Origin of the sequence: Roseibium sp. TrichSKD4 (genome assembly GCF_000148725.1) — a bacterium.
In the GTDB taxonomy this organism is placed as follows: Bacteria; Pseudomonadota; Alphaproteobacteria; order Rhizobiales; family Stappiaceae; genus Roseibium.
Genome location: NZ_GL476313.1, coordinates 135,000 through 157,500, shown reverse-complemented (window position 1 = coordinate 157,500; position 22,501 = coordinate 135,000). Strand labels below are relative to the sequence as shown.

General features: G+C 53.7%; 17 protein-coding genes, 1 tRNA gene and 2 rRNA genes (1 of these 20 running past the window's edge). 15 read left to right on the top strand and 5 right to left on the bottom strand.

Going from position 1 to position 22,501, the window contains the following annotated elements:
- The 3 genes from TRICHSKD4_RS11920 to TRICHSKD4_RS11910 form a co-directional block, all read left to right on the top strand.
- Positions 1-1,143, top strand: a 23S ribosomal RNA gene (locus TRICHSKD4_RS11920) (it extends 1,581 nt beyond the left edge of the window).
- 246 nt (positions 1,144-1,389) lie between these two features.
- Positions 1,390-1,504 (top strand): 5S ribosomal RNA (rrf, locus tag TRICHSKD4_RS11915).
- Between the two features lie 114 nt (positions 1,505-1,618).
- A tRNA-Met gene (locus tag TRICHSKD4_RS11910) sits at positions 1,619-1,695 on the top strand.
- A gap of 1,091 nt (positions 1,696-2,786) precedes the next feature.
- Here the strand turns inward: TRICHSKD4_RS11910 and TRICHSKD4_RS11900 are convergent.
- Positions 2,787-3,443 (bottom strand): GntR family transcriptional regulator, encoded by a 657-nt coding sequence (locus TRICHSKD4_RS11900; protein WP_009467508.1) that lies wholly within the window; start codon positions 3,441-3,443, stop codon positions 2,787-2,789.
- A gap of 175 nt (positions 3,444-3,618) precedes the next feature.
- Between TRICHSKD4_RS11900 and TRICHSKD4_RS11895 the strand changes: the two genes are divergently transcribed.
- The 12 genes from TRICHSKD4_RS11895 (at position 3,619) to TRICHSKD4_RS11840 (ending at position 17,745) form a co-directional block, all read left to right on the top strand.
- A complete protein-coding gene (locus tag TRICHSKD4_RS11895) occupies positions 3,619-4,713 on the top strand; it encodes a Gfo/Idh/MocA family protein (RefSeq protein WP_009467506.1) in 1,095 nt (364 codons plus the stop codon).
- A 112-nt stretch (positions 4,714-4,825) separates the two neighbouring features.
- Positions 4,826-5,839 carry a TRAP transporter substrate-binding protein DctP gene (dctP, locus tag TRICHSKD4_RS11890; protein ID WP_009467505.1) on the top strand — a complete coding sequence of 338 codons (1,014 nt, stop codon included), beginning with the start codon at positions 4,826-4,828 and terminating at the stop codon, positions 5,837-5,839.
- Between the two features lie 29 nt (positions 5,840-5,868).
- Entirely contained in the window at positions 5,869-6,429 is a 561-nt protein-coding gene (locus TRICHSKD4_RS11885) for a TRAP transporter small permease (protein WP_009467504.1), read from the top strand.
- Positions 6,426-7,721 (top strand): TRAP transporter large permease, encoded by a 1,296-nt coding sequence (locus tag TRICHSKD4_RS11880; protein WP_009467503.1) that lies wholly within the window; start codon positions 6,426-6,428, stop codon positions 7,719-7,721. Before TRICHSKD4_RS11885 ends, TRICHSKD4_RS11880 begins: the two co-directional genes overlap by 4 nt.
- Entirely contained in the window at positions 7,721-9,607 is a 1,887-nt protein-coding gene (locus tag TRICHSKD4_RS11875) for a bifunctional sugar phosphate isomerase/epimerase/4-hydroxyphenylpyruvate dioxygenase family protein (RefSeq protein ID WP_009467502.1), read from the top strand. Before TRICHSKD4_RS11880 ends, TRICHSKD4_RS11875 begins: the two co-directional genes overlap by 1 nt.
- Complete coding sequence (locus tag TRICHSKD4_RS11870) at positions 9,604-10,410, top strand: citryl-CoA lyase (RefSeq protein ID WP_009467501.1); 807 nt, start codon at positions 9,604-9,606, stop codon at positions 10,408-10,410. Before TRICHSKD4_RS11875 ends, TRICHSKD4_RS11870 begins: the two co-directional genes overlap by 4 nt.
- A 42-nt stretch (positions 10,411-10,452) precedes the next feature.
- Positions 10,453-11,604, top strand: coding sequence for a Gfo/Idh/MocA family protein (locus TRICHSKD4_RS11865; RefSeq protein WP_009467500.1), 1,152 nt, complete (start codon positions 10,453-10,455; stop codon positions 11,602-11,604).
- Between the two features lie 3 nt (positions 11,605-11,607).
- Positions 11,608-12,264 (top strand): hypothetical protein, encoded by a 657-nt coding sequence (locus tag TRICHSKD4_RS11860; RefSeq protein WP_009467499.1) that lies wholly within the window; start codon positions 11,608-11,610, stop codon positions 12,262-12,264.
- Positions 12,265-12,273: 9 nt separating this feature from the next.
- Complete coding sequence (locus TRICHSKD4_RS11855) at positions 12,274-13,461, top strand: Gfo/Idh/MocA family protein (RefSeq protein WP_009467498.1); 1,188 nt, start codon at positions 12,274-12,276, stop codon at positions 13,459-13,461.
- A gap of 191 nt (positions 13,462-13,652) precedes the next feature.
- Complete coding sequence (locus TRICHSKD4_RS11850; protein WP_009467497.1) at positions 13,653-14,531, top strand: sugar phosphate isomerase/epimerase; 879 nt, start codon at positions 13,653-13,655, stop codon at positions 14,529-14,531.
- A 23-nt stretch (positions 14,532-14,554) separates the two neighbouring features.
- Entirely contained in the window at positions 14,555-15,964 is a 1,410-nt protein-coding gene (locus TRICHSKD4_RS11845) for an aldehyde dehydrogenase family protein (RefSeq protein WP_009467496.1), read from the top strand.
- Entirely contained in the window at positions 15,964-17,745 is a 1,782-nt protein-coding gene (locus tag TRICHSKD4_RS11840; protein ID WP_009467495.1) for a thiamine pyrophosphate-binding protein, read from the top strand. Before TRICHSKD4_RS11845 ends, TRICHSKD4_RS11840 begins: the two co-directional genes overlap by 1 nt.
- Positions 17,746-18,082: 337 nt before the next feature.
- Here the strand turns inward: TRICHSKD4_RS11840 and TRICHSKD4_RS11835 are convergent, their stop codons facing one another.
- From TRICHSKD4_RS11835 to TRICHSKD4_RS11820, 4 genes are read right to left on the bottom strand one after another with little or no spacing between them, the layout of a single operon-like run.
- Positions 18,083-18,919, bottom strand: coding sequence for a DMT family transporter (locus TRICHSKD4_RS11835; protein ID WP_247642811.1), 837 nt, complete (start codon positions 18,917-18,919; stop codon positions 18,083-18,085).
- A gap of 60 nt (positions 18,920-18,979) precedes the next feature.
- Positions 18,980-19,882 (bottom strand): NAD(P)-dependent oxidoreductase, encoded by a 903-nt coding sequence (locus TRICHSKD4_RS11830; RefSeq protein WP_009467492.1) that lies wholly within the window; start codon positions 19,880-19,882, stop codon positions 18,980-18,982.
- A gap of 21 nt (positions 19,883-19,903) precedes the next feature.
- Complete coding sequence (locus TRICHSKD4_RS11825) at positions 19,904-20,989, bottom strand: Gfo/Idh/MocA family protein (protein ID WP_009467491.1); 1,086 nt, start codon at positions 20,987-20,989, stop codon at positions 19,904-19,906.
- Positions 20,986-22,494: a UxaA family hydrolase gene (locus tag TRICHSKD4_RS11820; RefSeq protein WP_009467490.1), complete on the bottom strand. Its 1,509-nt coding sequence runs from the start codon at positions 22,492-22,494 to the stop codon at positions 20,986-20,988. The genes TRICHSKD4_RS11825 and TRICHSKD4_RS11820 overlap by 4 nt, the downstream gene beginning before the upstream one ends.
- Positions 22,495-22,501 lie beyond the last annotated feature (7 nt).

The window sequence follows — 22,501 nt, the reverse complement described above, 5'->3', positions numbered from 1 at the left end:
TGGGCAACCACGAGGGGGTGGCACAGACCAGGGGGTGGCGACTGTTTATCAAAAACACAGGGCTCTGCGAAGTCGCAAGACGACGTATAGGGTCTGACGCCTGCCCGGTGCTGGAAGGTTAAGAGGAGGTGTGCAAGCACCGAATTGAAGCCCCAGTAAACGGCGGCCGTAACTATAACGGTCCTAAGGTAGCGAAATTCCTTGTCGGGTAAGTTCCGACCTGCACGAATGGCGTAACGACTTCCCCGCTGTCTCCAGCACAGACTCAGTGAAATTGAATTCCCCGTGAAGATGCGGGGTTCCTGCGGTCAGACGGAAAGACCCCGTGCACCTTTACTACAGCTTCACACTGGTATTCGTAATGACATGTGTAGGATAGGTGGTAGACGTTGAAGCCTTGGCGCCAGCTGAGGTGGAGTCACCCTTGAAATACCACCCTTGTCCTTATGGATATCTAACCGCGGTACAACAATATCCGGGACCGTGTGTGGCGGGTAGTTTGACTGGGGCGGTCGCCTCCCAAATGGTAACGGAGGCGCGCGAAGGTGGGCTCAGAGCGGTCGGAAATCGCTCGTCGAGTGCAATGGCATAAGCCTGCCTGACTGCGAGACTGACAAGTCGAGCAGAGACGAAAGTCGGCCATAGTGATCCGGTGGTCCCTCGTGGAAGGGCCATCGCTCAACGGATAAAAGGTACGCCGGGGATAACAGGCTGATGATGCCCAAGAGTCCATATCGACGGCATTGTTTGGCACCTCGATGTCGACTCATCACATCCTGGGGCTGGAGCAGGTCCCAAGGGTTTGGCTGTTCGCCAATTAAAGTGGTACGTGAGTTGGGTTCAGAACGTCGCGAGACAGTTCGGTCCCTATCTGCCGTGGGTGTAGGAGAATTGAGAGGATCTGTCCCTAGTACGAGAGGACCGGGATGGACGTACCTCTGGTGGACCTGTTGTGGCGCCAGCCGCATTGCAGGGTAGCTATGTACGGAAGGGATAACCGCTGAAAGCATCTAAGCGGGAAACCCACCTCAAAACCAGTTCTCCCTGAAGAGCCGTGGAAGACCACCACGTCGATAGGAAGCGTGTGGAAGTGCAGCAATGCATGAAGCTTAGCTTTACTAATAGCTCGTTCGGCTTGATTACTCTCATTACTCTATGTTCATCTATACTTGCACTGCCGGCCATAGGCCTACTTGAGTGCGAGACCAAAGCGCCCCAGGCGCTTTGAAAAAACTCATCGACAATATAAGACCAGTTCACGACATATTCTCACGGATCCACTTCAAATCAACAGTTTGAAGCGTCCAACGGACGCCGCCCGTCGGGCGCGCATTCGCAGGCAAGCGGCAAAGCCGCGACAAGCCGTGAGAACTATCTGTCCTTCGCCGGCCTGGTGGCCCAAGCGGGGCGCCCCCACCCGATCCCATCCCGAACTCGGCCGTGAAACGCCCCAGCGCCAATGGTACTTCGTCTCAAGACGCGGGAGAGTAGGTCGCCGCCAGGCCCGCAAATGACAGATAATAAAATGCGCTATCGCCTATCGGCTACTTGGGCGCTAACAACTCTTCAACAAAAACTCCCCATTCGACCATAAAGGCCGAAAGGCGGACAGAAATAACGCGGGATGGAGCAGCCCGGTAGCTCGTCAGGCTCATAACCTGAAGGTCGCAGGTTCAAATCCTGCTCCCGCAACCAAATATAAAAACCCGCCATCAAAAATGATGGCGGGTTTTTTGCATGAAAAGCATCAAAATAGCAACAATGAAAGGTTGAGCACGGGAGTGGAAAGGCGCATCAATGTGGCACTATAGAAGGGTGGCGCTATAAGATCCTAACTTCACGGATTTGTGGCGCCTATGCACGCTGTTCTAGCAACAATTCTTTGATCGTAATCTTCTATTTCCGAGTTGAGGTGGAACAGCGGGTTCAACCCAAAGACAATTGCGAATTTGAATTAAAGAGACAGTGTGACCGTTACACCAATGTGACTGAACGATCCACGTTCAACTATACTCCACAAAGAAGAAGGTGCCTTAGCGAATGCTTATCGCTGCATACTTCTGTTGCGACTAGATAGCAGAACTTACGCAATGTAAGCGAGTACCCCGCACCTAACGCGCACGTCGTTGCTTCGCCTCTTGCAGAGTTACGGCAATCAGTCGAATGCCAGATGTCGAAGGAACGAAGCCAAAGAAGTAGTTCAATGCCTAACCGATCTGGTACTTTGACATCGAAAATGCTGAGGTCTGGACACACTAGGGAATTTCTGCATTCTTGTTCCCATATGTGGGACGAGCATATACGCGTTCGACGAGTTGCATCAACGCGACTCGGGGTTCACCGCAGCGGTATTTTGCTGCCGTCTAATTAACTCGATTCGGTACAAAGCCCATACGGTGTTGACCGCCAATATGACGCGCTTGGCGGGCCCGAAGAGCAGTATGAGGACCACGACCGAGTCCTGTGAACTGTCGTAGCCGAATAGCCCTTTCCGGTACCACGTCTTCGCGTTGGCATTCGCCCAGAGCAACATCGAACACCGCCTGGCAAACCAAAACCATCGAAGGACCAACGGTCAAGGTCGAACGTATGAACCGCACGAACAAAAACGCTACCGTACGGCGGTATCATTACAAACCTACGACGGGTTCCGAGACCACGTTGCGACGTTTCTCAATGCCTACAATTTTACAAAGCAAATGAAATTGCTTCGGGGCCTCATTTCGTCCGAGTTAATTGCGCAAAAGTGGTGTTCATCCAGTCAATTTCATCCCGGGACCGAACATTCAGTCCATTTGTGCGAGCGTGTGTTGTAGTCCGTTGTCGATATGGTGCTTGAGGACTTTGGTTGCTTTTTTTGCGTCCCGTTCAAGTGCGGCTTCAAATATGGCACGGTGTTCATTGACTGCTTCTTCGCCGCGTTCTGTCAGAACCAACATCTGGTATCTAAGGTACTTGTCGTAGAGAATGGCATGAAGAGCTAGCAGGTTGGCTGAACCGCAGGCCTGGATAGTCGCGAGATGAAACTCCCAGTCAAAGCGTTTCCACTCTTCGCGACTGGAGGTGTCGCCGGCCAACATGCGCTTTTCCATCAGGTGAAGTTTGTGGTGGGCCGCGACCAAATTGCCTTCCCATTCGGTATCGCCATTTGGAATTGAAAGTGAAAGCGCGTGGCACTCCAACAAGATGCGCAAGTTTGCAACTTCGATCAGGTCTTCCTTCGAAACTGCTGTTACAAAAAAACCACGCTGTTCTTCGGCGGCTACGAAACCTTCGCTGGATAATCGGCTAAGGGTCTCACGCAAGGTTGACATGCTGGCTTCATACCGTTCGCGCAAACGATCCAGTTTTAGTTTAGAGCCGGGCGCCAATTCACCAAAAATGATGTCCCGCTTGATGCGTTGATAGGTCGTGGACCCGACCGTGTTTGGTGATTTTGTCATGCGCCGATCATCTGAAATTCTGTCTTCTGACCTGTTTCTAAATGCTCTGTCATTGCTGCGCAAGATTCAGAGAGAAACTGTTGAATTAAAAAACATCAGATAATATTGAAAACATCATTTATTTAGTTTACGCATCAGAGACTGCTGCAAAGACGCGCAAACTTGGAATGTTGAAATGTCAGAAAAGACCCGCCTCGCTGTTGCCGGATACGGACTGGTAGGCAAGCGCCATGTTGAATCGCTTTCGAGAACTCCTGAAACTGAGTTGGCAGCGATCGTGGAGCCAAACGAATCCGTTCGCGCGAAGGCCCAAGAATTGGGTGTGGCTTGTTTTGAAAGCCTGTCCCAAATGTTCGAGGCAGACACTCCTGACGGCGTGATCTTGGCAACTCCGACACCCCTCCATGTTGAGCAGGGGCTTGAATGCGTGGCTAACCAGTGTCCGCTGCTCGTTGAAAAACCAATTGCAGTCACCTCAGCGGAGGCTCGACATCTGGTTGATGCAGCCGATCGAGCAGGGGTGCCAATGCTCATTGGTCACCATCGGCGGCATAATCCGCTCATTCGCTCTGCCAAAGCAGCGCTCGACGCCGGGGAAATCGGCGATATTCGTGCCGTTCAAGTGACCTGCTGGTTCTATAAACCCGATAGCTATTTTGACGCTGCTCCCTGGCGTAAGCGCAAAGGGGCGGGGCCGGTTTCAGTCAATCTGGTTCATGATGTTGATCTGCTTCGGCACTTCTGCGGCGATGTTATTCGGGTGAGGGCTGTATCGACACCTTCAGTCCGTGAATTTGAAAACGAAGATCTATCAGCAGCTATCCTTGAGTTCGCTTCCGGTGCCGTCGCCACGTTGACCGTGTCGGATTCCATAGCTTCGCCTTGGAGCTGGGAACTGACTGCGCGAGAGAATCCCATTTATCCAGCCACCGATCAAAGTTGTTATCTGATCGGCGGCTCCAAGGGTTCGCTCTCCATACCGGATTTAAGGGTCTGGCATCACGATCAAGGTCCGGATTGGTGGAGTCCGATTTCCGCTACGTCTCTCCTTGCCGATGCTCGAGATCCTCTGGTTTCTCAGGTGTTGCATTTTTGTGAAGTCATCAAGGGGCAGACGAAGTGCCTGGTGTCTGGCGAGGAAGGGCTACGGTCACTGCAAGTTATTGAAGCAATTGAAGAAGCTTCAAATAGCCTCCTTCCGGTTGAAATCGAGAGTTTTCAAGTTTGTTCACCAAATGAAGCGCAGCAAGTAATCGCGTCGATTGCATAATCGAGTATATCCAAAATATCATATATTTTTAAAAAAATATTGCAATTATTAAAAAATCAATTAAGCGTAAGAGTATCTGTTCCCTACGGAACGCTTTTTGGGAGGAACTGAAATGCCCTTGAAAATCTCGCGCCGCACTGTCGTCGCAACGTTGACAGCTTTGGGTCTTGCCACTGGTGCGGCGGTGCCGTCTTTTGCTGCCGATAAGGTTAAACTGCGTCTGGCAACTTCGGGCTCTGAAACAGACCAGCGCTCTGTCGCAATGGCAGAAGTCTTCGCTCCGATGGTTGCTGATTTCGCCACCTATGAGCCAAGCTACAACGGCACCATCTTCGCGCAGGGCACCGAACTGGACGCGATCTCTCGCGGTAATCTGGAAATGTCGATCACTTCAGCGCAGGAACTGGCACAGTTCTTCCCGGAGTTTTCCATCTTCACTGCTGGTTATGTTCACCAAGATGCAGCCCATCAGGTCGCCGTCTTCAACGATCCGTTGATGGATGCGTTCAAGGCGAAGGCTGAAGACGAGCTCGGTGTCAAGCTGCTGTCTGTTATGTATCTTGGTCGGCGTCAGGTGAACCTTCGCCAGTCGAAGGACGAGCTGACCGTCAAGACCCCGGCTGATCTGGCCGGTGTGAACCTGCGCATGCCAGGTACCGATGCATGGCAGTTCCTCGGCAAGGCGCTCGGTGCAGCCCCGACTCCGATGGCATTTGCCGAAGTCTATACAGCTTTGTCGACCGGTGCGGTTGATGGTCAGGACAACCCACTGCCGACCGTTGTTGATGCTAAGTTTTACGAAGTGACAGGCCAGATCGTCCTGACCTCTCACCTCGTAGATCTGAACTATATCGCGATTTCAAAATCCGTTTGGGACGAGCTGTCCGCTGAACAGCAGGCAAAGCTTCAGGAAGCAGCTGATGCAGCGGCAGAATCTGGCCGTCAGAAGCAGCTGGAAAAAGAAGCGAGCCTTGTAGCGTTCTTGGAAGAGCAAGGCATGGCTGTCTACGAGCCAGATCTCGCTGCATTCCGTGATCAAGTTCAAGGCATGTATCTGGAAAGTGAATTTGCTGCCAGCTGGCCTGAAGGCGTTCTGGAGCAAATCAACGCTCTGGGTAGCAAATAAGAGCTGACCATCGCTACGGGAGGAATGCGATGAAATCCGTTCTTAGATTATTTACCCGTGGTGCAGAATTCATCGCCGCCGCTATGTTGGCGGCGATGTTCCTGACCTTTTTGGTTCAGATCTTCTCGCGCTACGTTCTTCTAACGCCCTTTGGCTGGACGCTCGAACTTTGTCTCATCCTTTGGGTCTGGATTGTCTTTTTCGGTTGTGCCTTCGTGGTCAAGGAGAAGGATCACGTTACCTTTGACATCTTTTATCTGGCTGCGCCGACTAAGATCCGAAAGGTTTTGGCTTTCGTTTCTGCTGCAGCCATTGTCATCGGAATGGCATGGTCGTTTCTGCCGACATGGGACTACATCGACTGGATGAAGATCCGGAAGACCACGACGGTGGTAGACCCCTTTACCGGCAAGAAGATCCCAATGAGGACCATCTTCTCAATCTACGCGATTTTCATGCTGGCGGTGATCGTGCGCTATTCATGGCGATTTGTTGATGTTCTGCGCAAAGGTCCGCCGGACGATGACCACGCAATTCCGGGTCATGAATCCGAACCACCGCATCTCAGACACGGGGAGGACGTGGTATGAGTATTGAACTCGCTCTTTGCCTGATCACCCTGTTCGGACTTGCCGGTATCGGGACACCGATCGGGTATTCAATCATTCTGGCATCCCTCGTCTATCTTGGCATGGCGGGTCTTGATGTTGCGCTGGCTGGAGAAAAGATCTTGCAGGGCCTCTATAAGAGCTTTGTTCTCTTGGCCGTGCCTCTCTTCATCGTCGCTGCCAACATCATGAATGCTGGCACCATTTCCGACCGTCTCCTAAACTTCTGTGTCGCTTTGGTCGGTCGGTTTCGTGGTGGCCTTGGTCATGTGAATGTGGTCGCTTCCTTGATCTTCTCGGGCATGTCGGGATCGGCTGTCGCCGATGCTGCTGGTCTAGGCAAGATCATAATCGGCATGATGACAAAGGAAGACCGCTACAGCCGTGGTTATGCAGCCGCCATCACTGCTGCGACGGCAACGATTGGTCCGATCATTCCACCTTCCATTCCAATGGTGCTTTACGCTCTGGTGTCGAACAGCTCGATTGGCGCATTGTTCCTGGCCGGTATCCTGCCCGGACTGGTGATGGGAGCGGTGATCATGGCGATGAACACCTACATTTCGACCAAGCGTGGCTTTGCCATGGAAGCGCCGGTGCCGCTTAAGGAGATGCCCAAAATCACATCCAATGCCTTCCCGGCATTGTTGATGCCGGTCATTCTGCTTTATGGCATCTATGGTGGTGTGACGACGCCTACAGAGGCTGCGGCTGTCGCTGCATTCTATGCCTTGTTGCTCGCGGCAGTGTTCTACCGGGCTCTCTCGATCAAGTCGCTTTACAGCATCCTGGTTGAAAGTGCGCGCTCGTCGGCTGCCGTCGGTGTGGTGATTGGCGGTGCCTTGATCCTGAACTTTGTTGTCATCTCGGAAAATATTCCGGGCTTGATGTCGGAATATTTGAGTGGCTTGGACGTTCATCCAATCGTCTTCCTGCTGGCGGTCAACCTTTTGGTTCTGCTGCTCGGGTGCGTTCTGGATGCGACGACTATCATCCTGGTGATCGTGCCGTTGTTCATCCCAACCTGTAAGGCGCTTGGAATTGATCTGGTTCACTTTGGCGTCTTGGTCGTTGTGAACTCCATGATCGGTTTGATCACTCCGCCCTATGGCATCTTGTTGTTTGTAATCAACGCGGTCACGGGTATTCCGCTCAAAGAGATTATCTCAGAGATCTGGTCTTTCCTTGTTGTACTGATTGCAGCGCTATTGTTGCTGATTATGGCGCCTGACCTTGTGCTCTGGCTTCCACGCTTGTTTGGATATCAGGGCTGATGAGACTGACCGTAGCCACGACTTCGGTTCCGGGAGATTTACCGGAGAAACTGTCTGCTATTGCCGCGGCCGGTTTTTCCGGGGTCGAACTCTATGAACCCGATCTAACGGGCTATGGTGGGGCACCAGAAAACATCAGAGTAATGGCCGATAAACTTGGTCTGAGCATCGATGTCTTCCAGCCGTTTCACGATTTCGAAGGGCTTCCAGGAGCCCTTCGAGACCAGGCTTTTGAGCGTCTTAGTCACAAGCTCGATCTCATGACGGCTCTTGGCGGCAAGATGTTATTGGTCGGGTCGACCGGACACCCGGACGCGCAGGACGACCTTGCTTCTCATGTCGAGGATCTGAAACAGCTTGCTCAGCACGCTCAATCGCATGGCTTGAAGGTGGCTTTGATTGCCTTGCCATGGGCGAAACTGATCCAAACAGATCAGCAGGCGCTCGAGGTTGTCAACGCAGTCAACGAAGACAATTTTGGGCTGGCACTAAACAGTTTCTTTTCACTGGCCGACGGATCCATGCCGTCCCGATTGCGGGATGTGCAGGGAAAGAAGCTCTTCCACGTTCAACTGTCCGATGCACCAGCATTTGACTTTGATATTCGCAAGCTGAAGCGGGAGTTCGGAATGCTGCCTGGGCAGGGCGGCCTGAAACTTGCGGGTTTTGTACGTGTACTTGCTAAGTCGGGTTATGAAGGTCCTTGGTCTATCGCCCGTGTCAGTACAACAACGCTGGCAGGCACTGAAAGCTTCGCCCGGGATGCCTATCGGTCTCTGGTCAATCTGCTGGACGACGTTTCCAGAACCGAACCAACTCTGGATGCGCCAATTGGAGATCTTCCGAAACGGGTACATGCCACGGGTATCGAATTCATTGAATTCGCAGCAGACGCAATCACGGGTGCAGAACTCAAGACAATGCTTGGTTCCATGTGCTTTCGCATGGAAAGGCGCCATATTTCGAAGAATGTTGAGCTGTGGCGTCAAGGCGCTGTCAACATTGTGGTCAATATGGAAACCGAAGGGTTTTCGGCTGAGACCTTCCGGGAACATGGGCCTTCTGTCTGCGACATGGGGCTGCGGGTGGCAGATGCTGCAAAGACGGTTGCCCGAGCAAAGGCTCTCGGGGCACCGGTGTTTTCGCAGCCCGTTGGAACCGGCGAGCTTGACATCCCAGCCATCAAGGGGGTGGGCGGAAATGTTGTCCACTTCATAGATGAAAGGTCAGATCTGCATCGTGTTTGGGATATCGAATTTGATGCTGTTCCAAATGCTGAGGCAATCCAACCTGCTGGGTTGAGGCGCATCGACCATGTTGCGCAGACCATGCGCTACCAGGAAATGCAGAGCTGGCTGACCTACTACACGTCCACTTTTGAAATGGACAAAAGCCCGATTGTCGATGTAGCCGATCCCCTCGGAATTGTTCTCAGCCAAGCGATCTCAACTCCGGAAGGGGAAGTTCGGCTTAACCTGAATGGGGCGGGACAACGCAGAACCTTTGCAGGGGCCTTCCTTGCGGACAGGTTCGGGGCGGGCGTTCAACACATCGCTTTTTCGAGTGACGACATTTTTGAAACATCCGAGCACCTTGAAAAGGCTGGGTTTGAGAGGTTGTCGATGCCCGACAACTACTACGCTGACCTTAAAGCGTGGTTCGGTCTTGAAGATGAGCTGATCAACAAGCTTCAGGCTGGTCACATCCTCTATGACCGCGATGGTCAATCGGAATATTTGCAAATCTATAGCGCGCCGATATTCGACGGCTTCTTCTTTGAAATTGTTGAGCGGCGACGTGGATACCAAGGCTATGGAGCCCGCAATGCACCGATCCGCCTTGCCTCTCAAATGCGCTATCAAAAACAACAAGGCTCAATGCAATGAGTGAAACGAAGGATGCACAGGCTGTTCGCCAATGGTGGCGAACGTCGATTATCAACATGTCGCCCGGCAAGATCGCCTTTCGCGGAACGCCGATCGAAGAGCTGATTGGAAATGTCAGCCTCGGACAAATGATCTGGTTGATGGTCGTTGGGGGAGAGCCCAGCCAGGAACAGGCAGCATTGTTGGAGTGTGCGTTGGTCGCCGGGGTTGATCATGGCCCGCAAGCCCCATCAATTGCAGCTGCTCGCATGTCAGCCACGTGCGGTGTTGGCCTCAACAATGTTATGGCGACCGGCGTAAACATGCTCGGCGATATTCACGGTGGGGCCGGAGAACAATGCGCTGAACTCTACTATGATATCGCGCGCCTGATAGATGATGGCGCGCCATTGGATGAAGCTGTGCGGGAAGGACTGGCGGCTTGGCGAGACGTTTATGGCAAAATCGTTTCCGGTTTCGGGCACCGCTTCCATAGGCCGGTCGATCCACGCGCGCCGCGTCTGATGGAAATTGTTCGTGAAGCTGCGAGAAATGGAACAGTTTCTGGCCGTTTTGCGGGAATTGGCGAAGCGGTTCAGGCGGCTATCGGCAGTGAGCGCAAAGTACCCATCGCGATGAATATTGACGGCGCAACAGCTGTTATCTTCTGCGAACTTGGTTTTCCAGCTCCACTGTCACGGGGTCTTTTCTGTCTGTCTCGATCTATTGGAATCCTGGCTCACGGTTGGGAACAGATCGAGCAGGGCGGCCGCAACAAGGGCCCGATGCCGCCCGCCTATTTGCCGAAATATGAACCTGTGTAATATCTCCTGATCTGACGTAGGGAGAACTTGGAGTATCGTTGGATGGAAGTGTTTCGCATTGGCTTGGTTGGATGCGGGCGGATCAGCGACATCTATCTTAAAAACTGCAAACAGTTTGAAGATCTTGATGTTGTTGCCTGTGCAAGTTTGAACTTGGAAGAAAGTCGAGCCCAGGCAGCGCAATGGGGCATTCCCAAAGCCTGTACACCTGACGAAATTTATACCGATCCGGAAATAGACTGCGTCTTGAACCTGACAATACCCGCCGCACATGCCGAGGTCAGCCGGAACGCGTTGAACGCCGGTATGCACGTTTACTCCGAAAAGCCATTCGTCACAGACTTGGCAGAGGGGCGTGAAATCCTCGATCTGGCCGCGAAAAAGGGGCTCCTTGTCGGCAACGCGCCTGATACGTTTCTTGGCGGTCGGTGGCAGACCGTCAGAAAGCTGATCGATCAGGGTGTGATTGGCGCGCCAACCGGTGTGTCGGCCTTTGTTCCGACCCGAGGAACGGAACGCCATAATCCCAATCCAGACTTCTATTACCAGTTGGGTGGCGGCCCACTTCTTGATCTGGGTCCCTATTACTTGACTGCGATGGTGTTTTTTCTGGGCTCAATTTCCCGAGTGGCAGGCCTGTCGCGGCGAACCTTTGATCAGCGGATGATCGAAAACGGTCCGCGTGAAGGTTTCATCATGCCGGTAGAAGTCGACACCCACTGTTTGAGCCTGATTGAGTTCGAAAGTGGTGTGATCGGCCAGATGATGATGAGTTTCGATGTCTGGGACAGTGAAACACCTCGCTTCGAAATCTATGGTGAAAACGGAACAATCTGCGTTCCGGACCCGGACCCAGTACATGGCGCGAATATCTTTCAAGGCGACATTTGGGTTCGGACACGCGAAACCGCACGGTGGACGCACCAGCCACGCCCAACTGGCCGCGACCACTGGCAAGTCGCCGAGAACACGCACGGTTACAATTATGATGCGCGTGGTCTTGGCCTTTTGGACCTTGCCCATGCTGCCAGAGCGAAGCGTGCTCCAAGAGCCTCCGGTGAGATGGCTTATCATGTCTATGAAGTCATGGACGCCATGTTGAAATCACCCGAGGCCGGGCGCTTCGTCGATATTGCAAGCCGGTGCGCGCGTCCTGAACCTCTTTCGGAAAATTTTCCAACCAGCGAAGCCTGATCCATGTCCATCCAAACTCTGGAATTTGCAGAGCCGTTTTTTACCGTCCGGCTCATCACTGATGAAACCCACCACTTGGTTAGCGGCAAAACTATCGTCCTGAACCTGTCTGACGACCCGATTCGCATACGGGAGCAAAAACTTGCCCATCTTCAGTCGGTTGTTGTCGCAGATGTCGAGTTGGAAGATGTGACCCATGCCGTCGTGATCGAGCGGTTTGCAGATCACGCCGATGACGACGAGCTCTTTACGAAGGTGAAAGAGATCTGGCCGTCCGCTTTTGAAGTCCGTCAGGAAGAGCGTCTACGCGGTGTAAGCCATTACATGTCTCCGAAAGTGTGGATCGGAAATTTGGGCCTTACCATGTATCACTCGGGTTCCGTTCCCTTGAAAGTCGGTCTTCACCAGGATCATGCTTTTTGCCCCGTCCCTGGTTTTCGGGAAGTGCACACGCAAATCGTTGGATTTGGAGTCATGCAGCAATGCCGCGAGAAGGATGTTTCTACACTCTATCTGGAAGAGCCAATGGCTCCGGGGACCACACATCGTCCCATGTACGACGAACACGGCAACTACCCGTGGCACCAGTTTGAAACAATCACCCCATCCATCTTCATGGCCGTAGAAATGCTGCCTGAGGGCGCAACCCCACCAGCGTGAGGCCTTGTCATGACACAAAAACTATTTGCTTCTGCGATTGATCCGAACGGCCCCTTTCCTAAGTTGACACGTCGTTTGCGGCTTGGGGTCGTTGGAGGAGGCCGAATTTCCGGGATGCAGGCAACAGCTGCCCGAATGACCGATCATTGGGAAGTGGTGGCAGGTGCGTTTTCATCCAAACCAGAAAAAGCAAGGGCGGCTGCGGCTGACTGGTTTGTTGATGAGGAGCGCAGCTATGCGTCGTTTGAGGAGATGGCGAAGGTCGAAGCTGACCGGCCGGACGGTGTTGATGCAGTGATGATCACCACACCCAATCATCTGCATTTCGCAGGGGCCAAGGCTTTCCTTGAGGCAGGTATCGACGTCCTTTGTGACAAACCGCTAACGAATGATGTTGCAGAAGCTGACGGCCTTGTCGAATTGACCCAAAGAACAGGGCAGATTTTCGCGGTCGGCTATGTCATGTCCTGCTTTCCGATGATCCGTCAAGCGCAGGAAATTGTCGCGAACGGAGGGGTTGGCAAAATCAATCAGATCCATGTCGAATTCATGCAGGATTGGATGACACCAGAAGGTGTTGCTGATGCTCCACACGTGAAATGGCGGCTCGATCCAAAAGTTTCAGGGCCTACAAGCTGTGTGGGCGACATTGGAACCCATGCGGCTCACCTTGCCAGCATGGTGTCTGGTCTTGAAATGACGGACCTGCGAGCTGAATTTCATGTCTGCGGCTCGCCCAAGCCGCTCGAAGACACTGCGTTCATGATGACCCGGTTTGTGGGGGATGTTCCAGGGACCTTAATGGCAACTCGGTTGGCTCCCGGAAATCGTGGTGGTTTGCGGCTGCGCATTTTTGGGTCGGAAGGTGGTCTGGAATGGGACCTTGAGAAGTCGGAACAGTTGAAATTCAACAGATTTGGAGAGCCGGATCGTGTCCTCAGTCGGGGTCAGGGACACGGTGTGTCACCTTCGGTAGAGAGGTTAACACGGACTGCGCGCGGGTTTCCGGAAGGCATTATTGAGGCTTGGGCCAACCTCTACACAGAGTTCGCAATCGCAATCGCAGCACGAAAAGATGGTGTGACGTTGCCGAAGGGGTACCTTGGAATGCCTCGCGTTGCGGACGGCGCTAATGGTGTTCGCTTCATCGATGCAACTGTTCGTTCCAACATGAGCGGGGAGTGGGTACAGCTCTGATTTTCCTGATAGTTTGCAAGTGAATAGGGCCTTCCAAGTGGAAGGCCCTTTTTTGTTGGCAAGACCCACCAGCTTTTATTCGGATGTCTGGGGTATCCGTAAATAGAAAAGTTGATGAAATAGAAAATATCTGATATTTTATAAAAAATAATCTGAAAAAGGCTCTATGAGCCCGAGCGGGAGCTTCTGCCATGCCTGGCAGACTGAACGATAATCAGTCCGAACCTTTGTATTCGTTGGCGCATTTGACCTTGATTGGCGCAACAGCGCCTGAGCTCGTCTATATTGCCGCACGAGCCGGCTACGATGCGGTTAGTCCGCGTTTCATCAAGATGAATGTTCCGGGAGAGTTCCCGGAATCGCCGATTGATCCGTCGCAGGTGCAGGCAACCAAAACGGCGCTTGCGTCAACCGGCCTGAAGGTCCTCGACATCGAGCTTGCCCGCGTTACCGAAGACTGCGATCCGCGAAATTTCGAGCGTGCTTTGGAGCTCGGCGGCGAGCTTGGGGCCAGCCGCATGATTATGAGTGCATGGACAAAAGCGCGGGACGACAGGAACTTTATCGTCGATGTCTACGCAGAAACTTGCGACATCGCCGCGCCTTACGGTCTATCTGTTGATCTCGAGTTTCCGAGCTTTTCACGCCTCAGAACGCTGGATGAGGCGCTGGATATCGTCCGGGCGGCGGATCGGCCAAACTCCGGCATTTTGGTGGATACGCTTTATCTCCACCTCAGCCGTGTGGATCTCGGCGAGTTGCTGCACGTACCGCCGAACCTTCTGCATTTCCTTCATATTTCAGACTGTCTGCCCGGTATCGCCGACACGCGCGAAGGCATGATCCAGCTGGCCCGCGATGCGCGCCTTTACCCCGGTGAGGGCTGGATCGACTTTGCCGGCATCATCGAACGCATTCCGCCGGTCGACTACTCCATCGAACTTCCGAACCAGAGTCGCGTGGCCGAACTCGGCTACGAGGAACACGCCAGACGTTGCCTGACCCACGCAAAGAAAACCTTCGGGCAGGCCCGATCCAAACGCCGCACCCTTGAACAGGTTGCCGCCTGATTTTCAAATGAAAGAGGGACCCCATGGGGAAAGAACTGACTGACGACGAACGTCAACTCGTCGACGATATGCTGGTACGCGCAAGAGCGGCCATGGCCGAGATTGAGGACTGGAGCCAGGAGAACCTCGATCGGCTCAGCCAAGCAATTGCTTGGTATGCGGGGAACGAGAAGACCTTTACCCGGCTGGCCCAGCAGGGTGTGGATGAAAGCGGCATTGGCGACCGGGACGGGCGCCCGGCAAAGCGTTTCAAGATCCACATGGTGCTGCGCGATGTACTTCGCACCCCATCGACCGGCATTGTCGAAGTGGATGACGCCAAGGGTCTAGTCAAATACGCAAAACCTGCCGGTGTCATCGCGTCCCTGATCCCGATGACCAACCCGGCCATGACCCCTCCGGTGACCGGTGTCTCCTCCGCCAATGCACGTAACGCCGTGATTTTCTCGCCGCATCCGCGCACGGCGCTGACCACTTACGAGATGGTGGAAGCAATGCGGGCTGCTTGCCGGGCTGTCGGCGCTCCGGAAGATCTGTTCCAGTCGATCCGCAAGCCCTCCATTCCGATGACCAACTATCTAATGTCTCAGGCGGATCTGACACTGGCAACCGGAGGCAAACCTATGGTGAAGGCCGCCTACAGTTCGGGTCGCCCGGCTTATGGCGTTGGCGCAGGTAACTCCTCCATCGTCATCGATGAAACAGCTGACATTGAGATCGCAGCGCAGAACACCCGTATTTCCAAAACCTCCGATTTTGGCTCGGGCTGCTCTGCAGACGGCAACATCATCATCCAGAAGTCCATCTATGACCAGATGGTCAAGGCACTGGAAGCTGAAGGCGGATATCTCTGCAGCTCGGAAGAAAAGGCCCTTCTGGAAAAGGCCATGTGGGACGAGAAGGGCAACCGGACATTCCCGACCATTGCCTGCCGCCCACAACAGACAGCCGAAGTTGCCGGGTTCTCAATTCCGGACGACCGCAAGTTCCTGATGGTTGAAAATCAGGGCCAGATTGGCCCGGAGCACAAATTCTCCAAGGAAAAGCTGACCACCTTGATGGCGCTTTACCTCTTCGAGACATTTGATGATGCTCTGGAAACCGTTCGTCAGATTTATGAAACAGGCGGCAAAGGTCATTCCTGCGGCATCTACAGCCACAATGACGAGAACATCGACCGTCTGGCCCGTCTCGCTCCTGTTAGCCGTATGATGGTTCGCCAGCCGCAATCCAAAGCCAATGCTGGTGCCTGGACAAACGGCATGCCGATGACCTCATCGCTCGGCTGCGGCATCTGGGGCGGCAACATCACCAATGAAAATGTCACCATCAAGCACATGATGAACTACACATGGGTGAGCCGACCAATCCCGGAAGATCGCCCGTCCGAAGAAGAGCTGTTTGGTGAGTTCTTTGGCAGGGAGGTTGCGTGATGCTGGACAAGACATCGACAGAACGAACTGTTGCCGAGCATATCGTCAGCTTTCTGGAACGCCGGGGGGTGGAGCATGTCTTCGGCCTCTGCGGCCACACGAACATCGCCGTTCTGGCGGCCCTTTCTGAAAGCCCGATTGATTTCGTCACCGTTCGCCACGAACAGATCGCCAGCCACGCCGCCGATGCCTATGCCCGGGTGAAGGGCAAGGCATCCGTGGTTCTGTCACACCTGTCTCCGGGGCTGACCAACTGCGCGACCGGCGTTGCCAATGCAGCATTGGACTGCATCCCGATGGTTGTTATCGCCGGGGACATTCCGACCCACTATTACGGCAAGCATCCGCATCAGGAGGTAAACCTCCATGCCGACGCGGCGCAGTGGGAGATCTATCGTCCCTTCGTGAAGCGCGCCTGGCGCGTCGACCGTGCCGACCTGATGGCGGAAATCCTTGAAAAGGCATTCCATCTGGCCGAAAGCGGGCAGCCGGGACCGGTGCTTGTCAACGTGCCGATGGACACCTTTTCGGAAGTGATTTCCTCAGAGAGCTTTGACCGCATCCTCGATAACACCCGCGCCCTGGTGAAGCCGTCTCTCGACGATGAAACCGCCCGCGAGATTGTAACAGCGCTGGCTAATGCCAAGGACCCGGTTGCCTATGTTGGCGGTGGTATTCTTCTTGCCAAGGCATCCGAGGAGTTGCGCGAGTTCGTTGATCACATGGGTCTGCCGATTGCACACAGCCTGATGGGAAAGGGGGCTCTGTCGGATGCCCATCCGCTTGTGCTCGGCATGACGGGGTTCTGGGGCACCGAACTGGTCAACCAGAGCTGTCTCAATGCCGACTACATTTTCGCCATCGGTACTCGCTTCAAAGAAGCCGACTGTTCCAGCTGGTATCCGGGCTACACGTTCAACATCCCCGGATCTAAGGTGATCCATATCGATATCGAGCCGTCAGAAATCGGGCGTAACTACCCGACCGAAATCGGCGTGGTCGCTGATGCGAAATCCGCACTCAAGGTTCTGACACGGGTGGCGAAGGAACTGTATCCGAACGGCTTCCAGCGTCCGGACCTAGTAAAGAAGATTTCCGATTTCCGGGCAAGCTTCAAGGCAGGAAATCAGGAGATGGCAACGTCTTCCGCGTTTCCGATGATGCCGGAGCGCATCCTTGCGGATGCCAGAAGTGCGCTGCCGGAGAACGCGATCATCACGACCGATGTGGGCTGGAACAAGAACGGTGTCGGCCAGCAATTCGATATTCTGACACCGGGCTCGATCCTGACACCGGGCGGCTTTGCGACCATGGGATTTGGCCCTCCGGGCGCCATTGGTGCCAAGTTGGCAGCGCCCGATCGGATCGTCATCAGCCTTGTCGGTGATGGCGGGTTTGGTCAAAATCCGTCCATGCTGGCAACGGCTGTCGAGTTGAACCTCGGTATCGTTTGGCTGGTGATGAACAACAACGCGTTTGGGACTATTGCCGGCCTTCAAAAGGCGCATTATGGCCTAACCTATGGAACGACGTTTCCGGGTACGGCGGCCGAGCCGACGAACGGTCCGAGCTATGCTGACATTGCCAAGGCATATGGTGCGGTCGGTGTTCGCATCAAGAGCGCTGAAGACCTCCTGCCGGCGCTGCAAGTTGCGATCGCCAGCGGCAAGCCGACGGTGTTGGACGTCCCGATGATCAACAACCCGACACCAACCACGGGTCATTGGAACATTCTGGACATCTATTCTCCGGACAAAGACGTTTCGCACGTCTCAACATGACACAATCAACAGAGGCGATGGCACAATGACCATCGCCTCGAAGCATTACAAGTCTCAGCGCAATCAGGCTCCCGCAACCAAATACAAAAACCCGCTATCTCAAAAAGATGGCGGGTTTTTTGTCTCTTTGCAGAACCGAATGTCAAACCGATATCACCAAGAAAGAATTGAACCAGCAATCTGGGTAAGGCGACGAAATTGTCGAAAAAGCCAACATTGCCAGAACAAGTGAGCAAATCATGCATGCTAAAAAAGGGCGCGCGGAGCCGAACGAATTGATGCTCCCTCCGCGATTGTGCGGTTTGGGGAGAGCCCAATAAATGGGCCGCATATGACACTATCCCCTCTGCAGTTCGCGAGCCCAAATAATCAATCCAGCAACGACAATGACGAGTGCGCCAATTACCGTCCAGAAATCGGGTAAGGTGTCGAAGACGACGTAGCTCCAAATAGTCAGATAGATAATAAACGAATATCCAAATGGCATGAGCAGATTAGCTGGCGCGTGGCGAAGGGCATTTGTGAGAAGCTGATGCCCTGCCCAACCGAAAAAGCCTAATGAACATAATACAAGCCACTGAAAGGAGTTGGTGGGATTTTGCCATTGGAGGAGGGCAAATGGAGCCAAAATGATTGTGCCAACCAAACCGGCATACATCTGCTGAGTATCGGTCGATACTCTGTTTGCCAATTTCCGGGTCAGGATCGAATAGAGGGCAAACATAAACGCTGCGCCCAGAGAGAGGAGCATGGCCCAGTGAAAACTCTCTCCGAGCGGGCGGATGACAATTATTACCCCGCAAAACCCGAGAATAATGGCTGACCATCGAAACATGCCCACCCGTTCCCGCAACAGTGGCCAGGATAGTGCACAAATCAGGAGCGGGGCGGAAAACAGGATCGTGGAGGTAACGGATAGGGGCAGATGCCTCAGTGCTACAAAGTTCAAAACAGTTGAAGCGGTGAGAAACACAGCTCGAAGCAGCACCAAAAACGGGTCCTGACATCTGAGTGTGTCGGCAGACAATCCCGACGTTCCTGCGAGCCCAACGGATATTGCTAAATGTCCCAAGTAGCGCACAAAAGCTAGTTGCAATGCTGGCAAACCCAATAGGGCCAGCCACTTGGAACCTGTGTCTATGAATGAGAAAAGGAAATTGGCGGCGAGGATCAATCCAATGCCGAGCACCGCGAGGTTACCCTCTCCATCAGAATGAAACCTACGCACCCAGACTTACCCTGGGGCCTTGGTGCTTCCATAAAGTTCTGTGAAGAAATCGACCTGTTTTGGGACAAACTCTTCGCCCCTGCCTGAGGCTATCGATAGCCCAAGTGCTTGCTTGGCTCCTGTTGCCATAAGGCTTTCAACACCCAATTGTTCTGCCATGAGTGCATAGTAACCTACATCTTTGCGGGCATTTTTTATCGAAAACGCCAGGTTATCTGGATTTCCCTCAATGGCATAGGCCTTGATGAAATCCATCATTCCGCTAGCCAATGGCCTAGCCGACATGACGTCATACAAGGATTGTCGATCTACGCCCGCCTTGTCGGCGATTGCGAAAGATTCAGCCATGGCATTGGCAACTGTTTGAGCATAGAAATTGTTGATCAGCTTGATTGTATGGCCGGTTCCAAGTGCACCTAGGTGAAATACGTTTTCTCCTACATCCTCAAGCACCGGCAACACCTTATCAAATCCGCTGCGTTCGCCAGAACACATGAGGTTTAACTTGCCTTCAAGAGCATGGCTGGGTGTCCGTCCAATTGGACTATCGAGATATGTTGCGCCTTTTTCGGCGACAAGTGCTCCCAGTGCTCTGGTTGAGCCGGGTAATGATGTTCCAAAATCTATGACAACCTTGCCGTTTGAGAGCCCTGCCAAGATGCCATCGCCGCCTTGCATTCGCTGCTCAACGGAAGCTGATGTATCAATGCAGATCATGACGATATCGCTCGCTTCTGCCACCTCGCGAGCCGTGCTGACTTCATGGGCGCCTCGGCCCACCAATGCGTCAACGCGTTCTCGCGAACGATTTGCAACGATAACCAAGGAGCGGCCCTTGTCGATGAGGCGGTTGCACATTGCAGCACCCATGAGGCCGATGCCAATAAAGCCGATGGTTGGGTTTGACATGTGTGCGTCTCCAAAACTGGGTCAGATATGAGCGCTGACCTTTGATGTGTTTCTGTTTCCAGGTCGGATAGTTTGGCTCGGCTTGGCCGCGTTCAGGACTGCCTCAACAAGTTCAAGAGCGGCCAGACCGTCTCTCCCACTCACCAAGGGAGAGTCGGTATCACCGCGCACAAGTGCCGCGAAATGAGAAAGCTGAGCTTCTAGCGGAGCGATTTTGGACATTGGAATTTGATCCATGGTGAGTGGCTTTGACCAATCACCTTGCCCGCCTTCCGCATCCTTCCAAACATTCAGGCTTGGAAAATCAAAACTGCCTTGTGTCCCGCCAATGCGCCAAGAGGAGATGCCAGTTTCGGCGATTGTCGGGTTTTCACCGCTGGCGCCTTCAAAACTCCATGGTGATAAAGAGGCATCCGTTAGAATGATGGTGGCCAACATTCCGGATTTGAACCGAATGTTGACGGCGGCGGTGTCCTCAACAGGTTCCTCCCGAACAGCGTTGCTCGTCATCGCTTGAAGCTCCTCCACCGGTCCAAACAAGGACAAGAGCAGATCAGCCTCATGGATGAAGTTGATCATCAATGGTCCACCGGATGCCCCTTTGCGCCATTGACTGGCAGCGAAATAGCTATCGGGTTTGCGAACAGCCCACAGGATTGACGCAAAGACAGGAGTTCCAATTTTTCCGGATTGCAACAGGCCTTGAGCCTCAGGAACAAACGGATGGTAGCGTCTGTGGTGGCCGATCAGCAGCGGTAGTCCTGCTTCCTGAAAAGCACTGATCAGGGCCTTTGCGTTTGCCTGAGTATCTGCAATTGGTTTTTCAATCAGGCAGGGCCAACCTCTTTCAGCACATTGCAACCCACTTGGAAGATGATCGGAATTGGGTGTGGCAACAATTGCAGCATCACAACTGCCAGCGGGGACATCCCTCAAACTCGGAGCCCAGTTGCTGCCGGTCCGCTCAGCGATCAGTCTGGTTTCCGGGTTTGGATCAACGATCCAGCTGAGTGTGGTTTCAAGGTGTTGGTGCACATGTTCGGCATGCCGAGCACCCACCAAGCCTGCGCCCAAAACAGCCAGACGAATTTGCGCTGCAGAGGTCACATCACAGCCCCTATTTGCCAGGGAACAAACTCATAATCGCCAAGCCCTTGCGCTTCCGATTTGGTTTGCTCGCCGGACGCAACCCGCAAGAATAACTCATAGATCTCGCGCCCCTTGTCTTCCAAGCTGACACCATTGCTCAGCATGGCTCCAGCGTTGACATCCATGTCTTCAACCATCCGCTCAAACATAGGGGTATTGGTGGCAATCTTGATTGAAGGGGACGGCTTGCATCCAAAGGCAGAGCCGCGCCCTGTGGTGAAGGTCACCAGATTGCAGCCCGACGCGATTTGGCCAGTCACCGAGGCCGGGTCATAGCCCGGGGAATCCATGAAGGTGAACCCCTTGGTTGTGACTGGTTCGCCGTATTTGTAGACCCCCGTCAGAGGTGTTGTGCCTCCCTTGGCCGCAGCGCCAAGTGATTTTTCGAGGATCGTTGTCAATCCACCCTTTTTATTACCGGGGCTCGGATTGTTATCCATCGACCCTTTGTTGCGCTCGGTGTAATCCTCCCACCACCTGATGAGGTCGATCAGTTTTTCGCCAGTTTTCCGATCTATAGCCCGTTGGGTCAGGAGATGTTCTGCTCCATAGATTTCTGGCGTTTCCGCCAAGACGCCAGTCCCGCCCTGGGCGACAAGAAGGTCACACGCATAGCCGAGCGCCGGGTTTGCTGTCACGCCGGACCATGCATCAGATCCGCCACATTGCAACGCAACCGTTAATTCGGAAGCCGGGCATACTTCCCGGCGTGCTTCATTGGCGATCGGCAACATTGCGCGCACTTTTTCAATGCCCAATTCGACAGTTTTGCGCAGGCCTGCCACATCTTGAATGTTCATGGTTTGGAACAGCGGGCCCTTTTCGATCCCGTAAGCTTCAAGAAGCCAGTCGATCTGGTTCATTTCACAGCCGAGGCCAACCATCAGAACTCCGCCATGGTTGGCATGGCGCGCATAACCCCACATCACCCGCTGAAGCGCGCTGAAACCATCTCCAGAACCGGCCATACCGCAGCCCGTGCCATGAACAAAAGCCACGACGCCGTCGACATTCGGATAGGCTGCAAGTTCCTTTGGGCCAAAGGCGGCGGCGATCTTGCGAGCGGCAGTCGCAGAGCAATTTACCGACGTCAGGATTGCAATGTAGTTGCGTGTGCCGACCTGACCATTTTTGCGGCGATACCCCATGAATGTGTCACGTTGCGTCTCGGGAACCATATCGGCAGAGCGAAGGTTCGTCGAAAACTCATAGGTCCCAGAGACGTTTCGAAATTCTATGTTGTGCGTGTGAACATGACAGCCGGCGGCAATGTCAGTGGCTGCGTATCCTATAATTTGAGCGTATTTGCGGATTGCGTGGCCAGCTGCAATCGGCTGTATCGCAAGCTTGTGTCCTGTTGGTACTGCCTCTTTAAGCGTGACTCCATCAACGGTTTCACCACTTTCGAGCCTCGACCGAGCGACGGCGACATTGTCCGAATTATCCAAGCAGATGGTTTTCATGGGAGCT

Coding starts and splice junctions, on each gene's coding strand:
- TRICHSKD4_RS11850 (WP_009467497.1), top strand. CDS start 13,653: ATGCCTGGCAGACTGAACGATAATCAGTCCGAACCTTTGTATTCGTTG.
- TRICHSKD4_RS11830 (WP_009467492.1), bottom strand. CDS start 19,882: ATGTCAAACCCAACCATCGGCTTTATTGGCATCGGCCTCATGGGTGCT.
- TRICHSKD4_RS11875 (WP_009467502.1), top strand. CDS start 7,721: ATGAGACTGACCGTAGCCACGACTTCGGTTCCGGGAGATTTACCGGAG.
- TRICHSKD4_RS11820 (WP_009467490.1), bottom strand. CDS start 22,494: ATGAAAACCATCTGCTTGGATAATTCGGACAATGTCGCCGTCGCTCGG.
- TRICHSKD4_RS11860 (WP_009467499.1), top strand. CDS start 11,608: ATGTCCATCCAAACTCTGGAATTTGCAGAGCCGTTTTTTACCGTCCGG.
- TRICHSKD4_RS11880 (WP_009467503.1), top strand. CDS start 6,426: ATGAGTATTGAACTCGCTCTTTGCCTGATCACCCTGTTCGGACTTGCC.
- TRICHSKD4_RS11870 (WP_009467501.1), top strand. CDS start 9,604: ATGAGTGAAACGAAGGATGCACAGGCTGTTCGCCAATGGTGGCGAACG.
- TRICHSKD4_RS11900 (WP_009467508.1), bottom strand. CDS start 3,443: ATGACAAAATCACCAAACACGGTCGGGTCCACGACCTATCAACGCATC.
- TRICHSKD4_RS11855 (WP_009467498.1), top strand. CDS start 12,274: ATGACACAAAAACTATTTGCTTCTGCGATTGATCCGAACGGCCCCTTT.
- TRICHSKD4_RS11885 (WP_009467504.1), top strand. CDS start 5,869: ATGAAATCCGTTCTTAGATTATTTACCCGTGGTGCAGAATTCATCGCC.
- dctP (WP_009467505.1), top strand. CDS start 4,826: ATGCCCTTGAAAATCTCGCGCCGCACTGTCGTCGCAACGTTGACAGCT.
- TRICHSKD4_RS11865 (WP_009467500.1), top strand. CDS start 10,453: ATGGAAGTGTTTCGCATTGGCTTGGTTGGATGCGGGCGGATCAGCGAC.
- TRICHSKD4_RS11895 (WP_009467506.1), top strand. CDS start 3,619: ATGTCAGAAAAGACCCGCCTCGCTGTTGCCGGATACGGACTGGTAGGC.
- TRICHSKD4_RS11845 (WP_009467496.1), top strand. CDS start 14,555: ATGGGGAAAGAACTGACTGACGACGAACGTCAACTCGTCGACGATATG.
- TRICHSKD4_RS11840 (WP_009467495.1), top strand. CDS start 15,964: ATGCTGGACAAGACATCGACAGAACGAACTGTTGCCGAGCATATCGTC.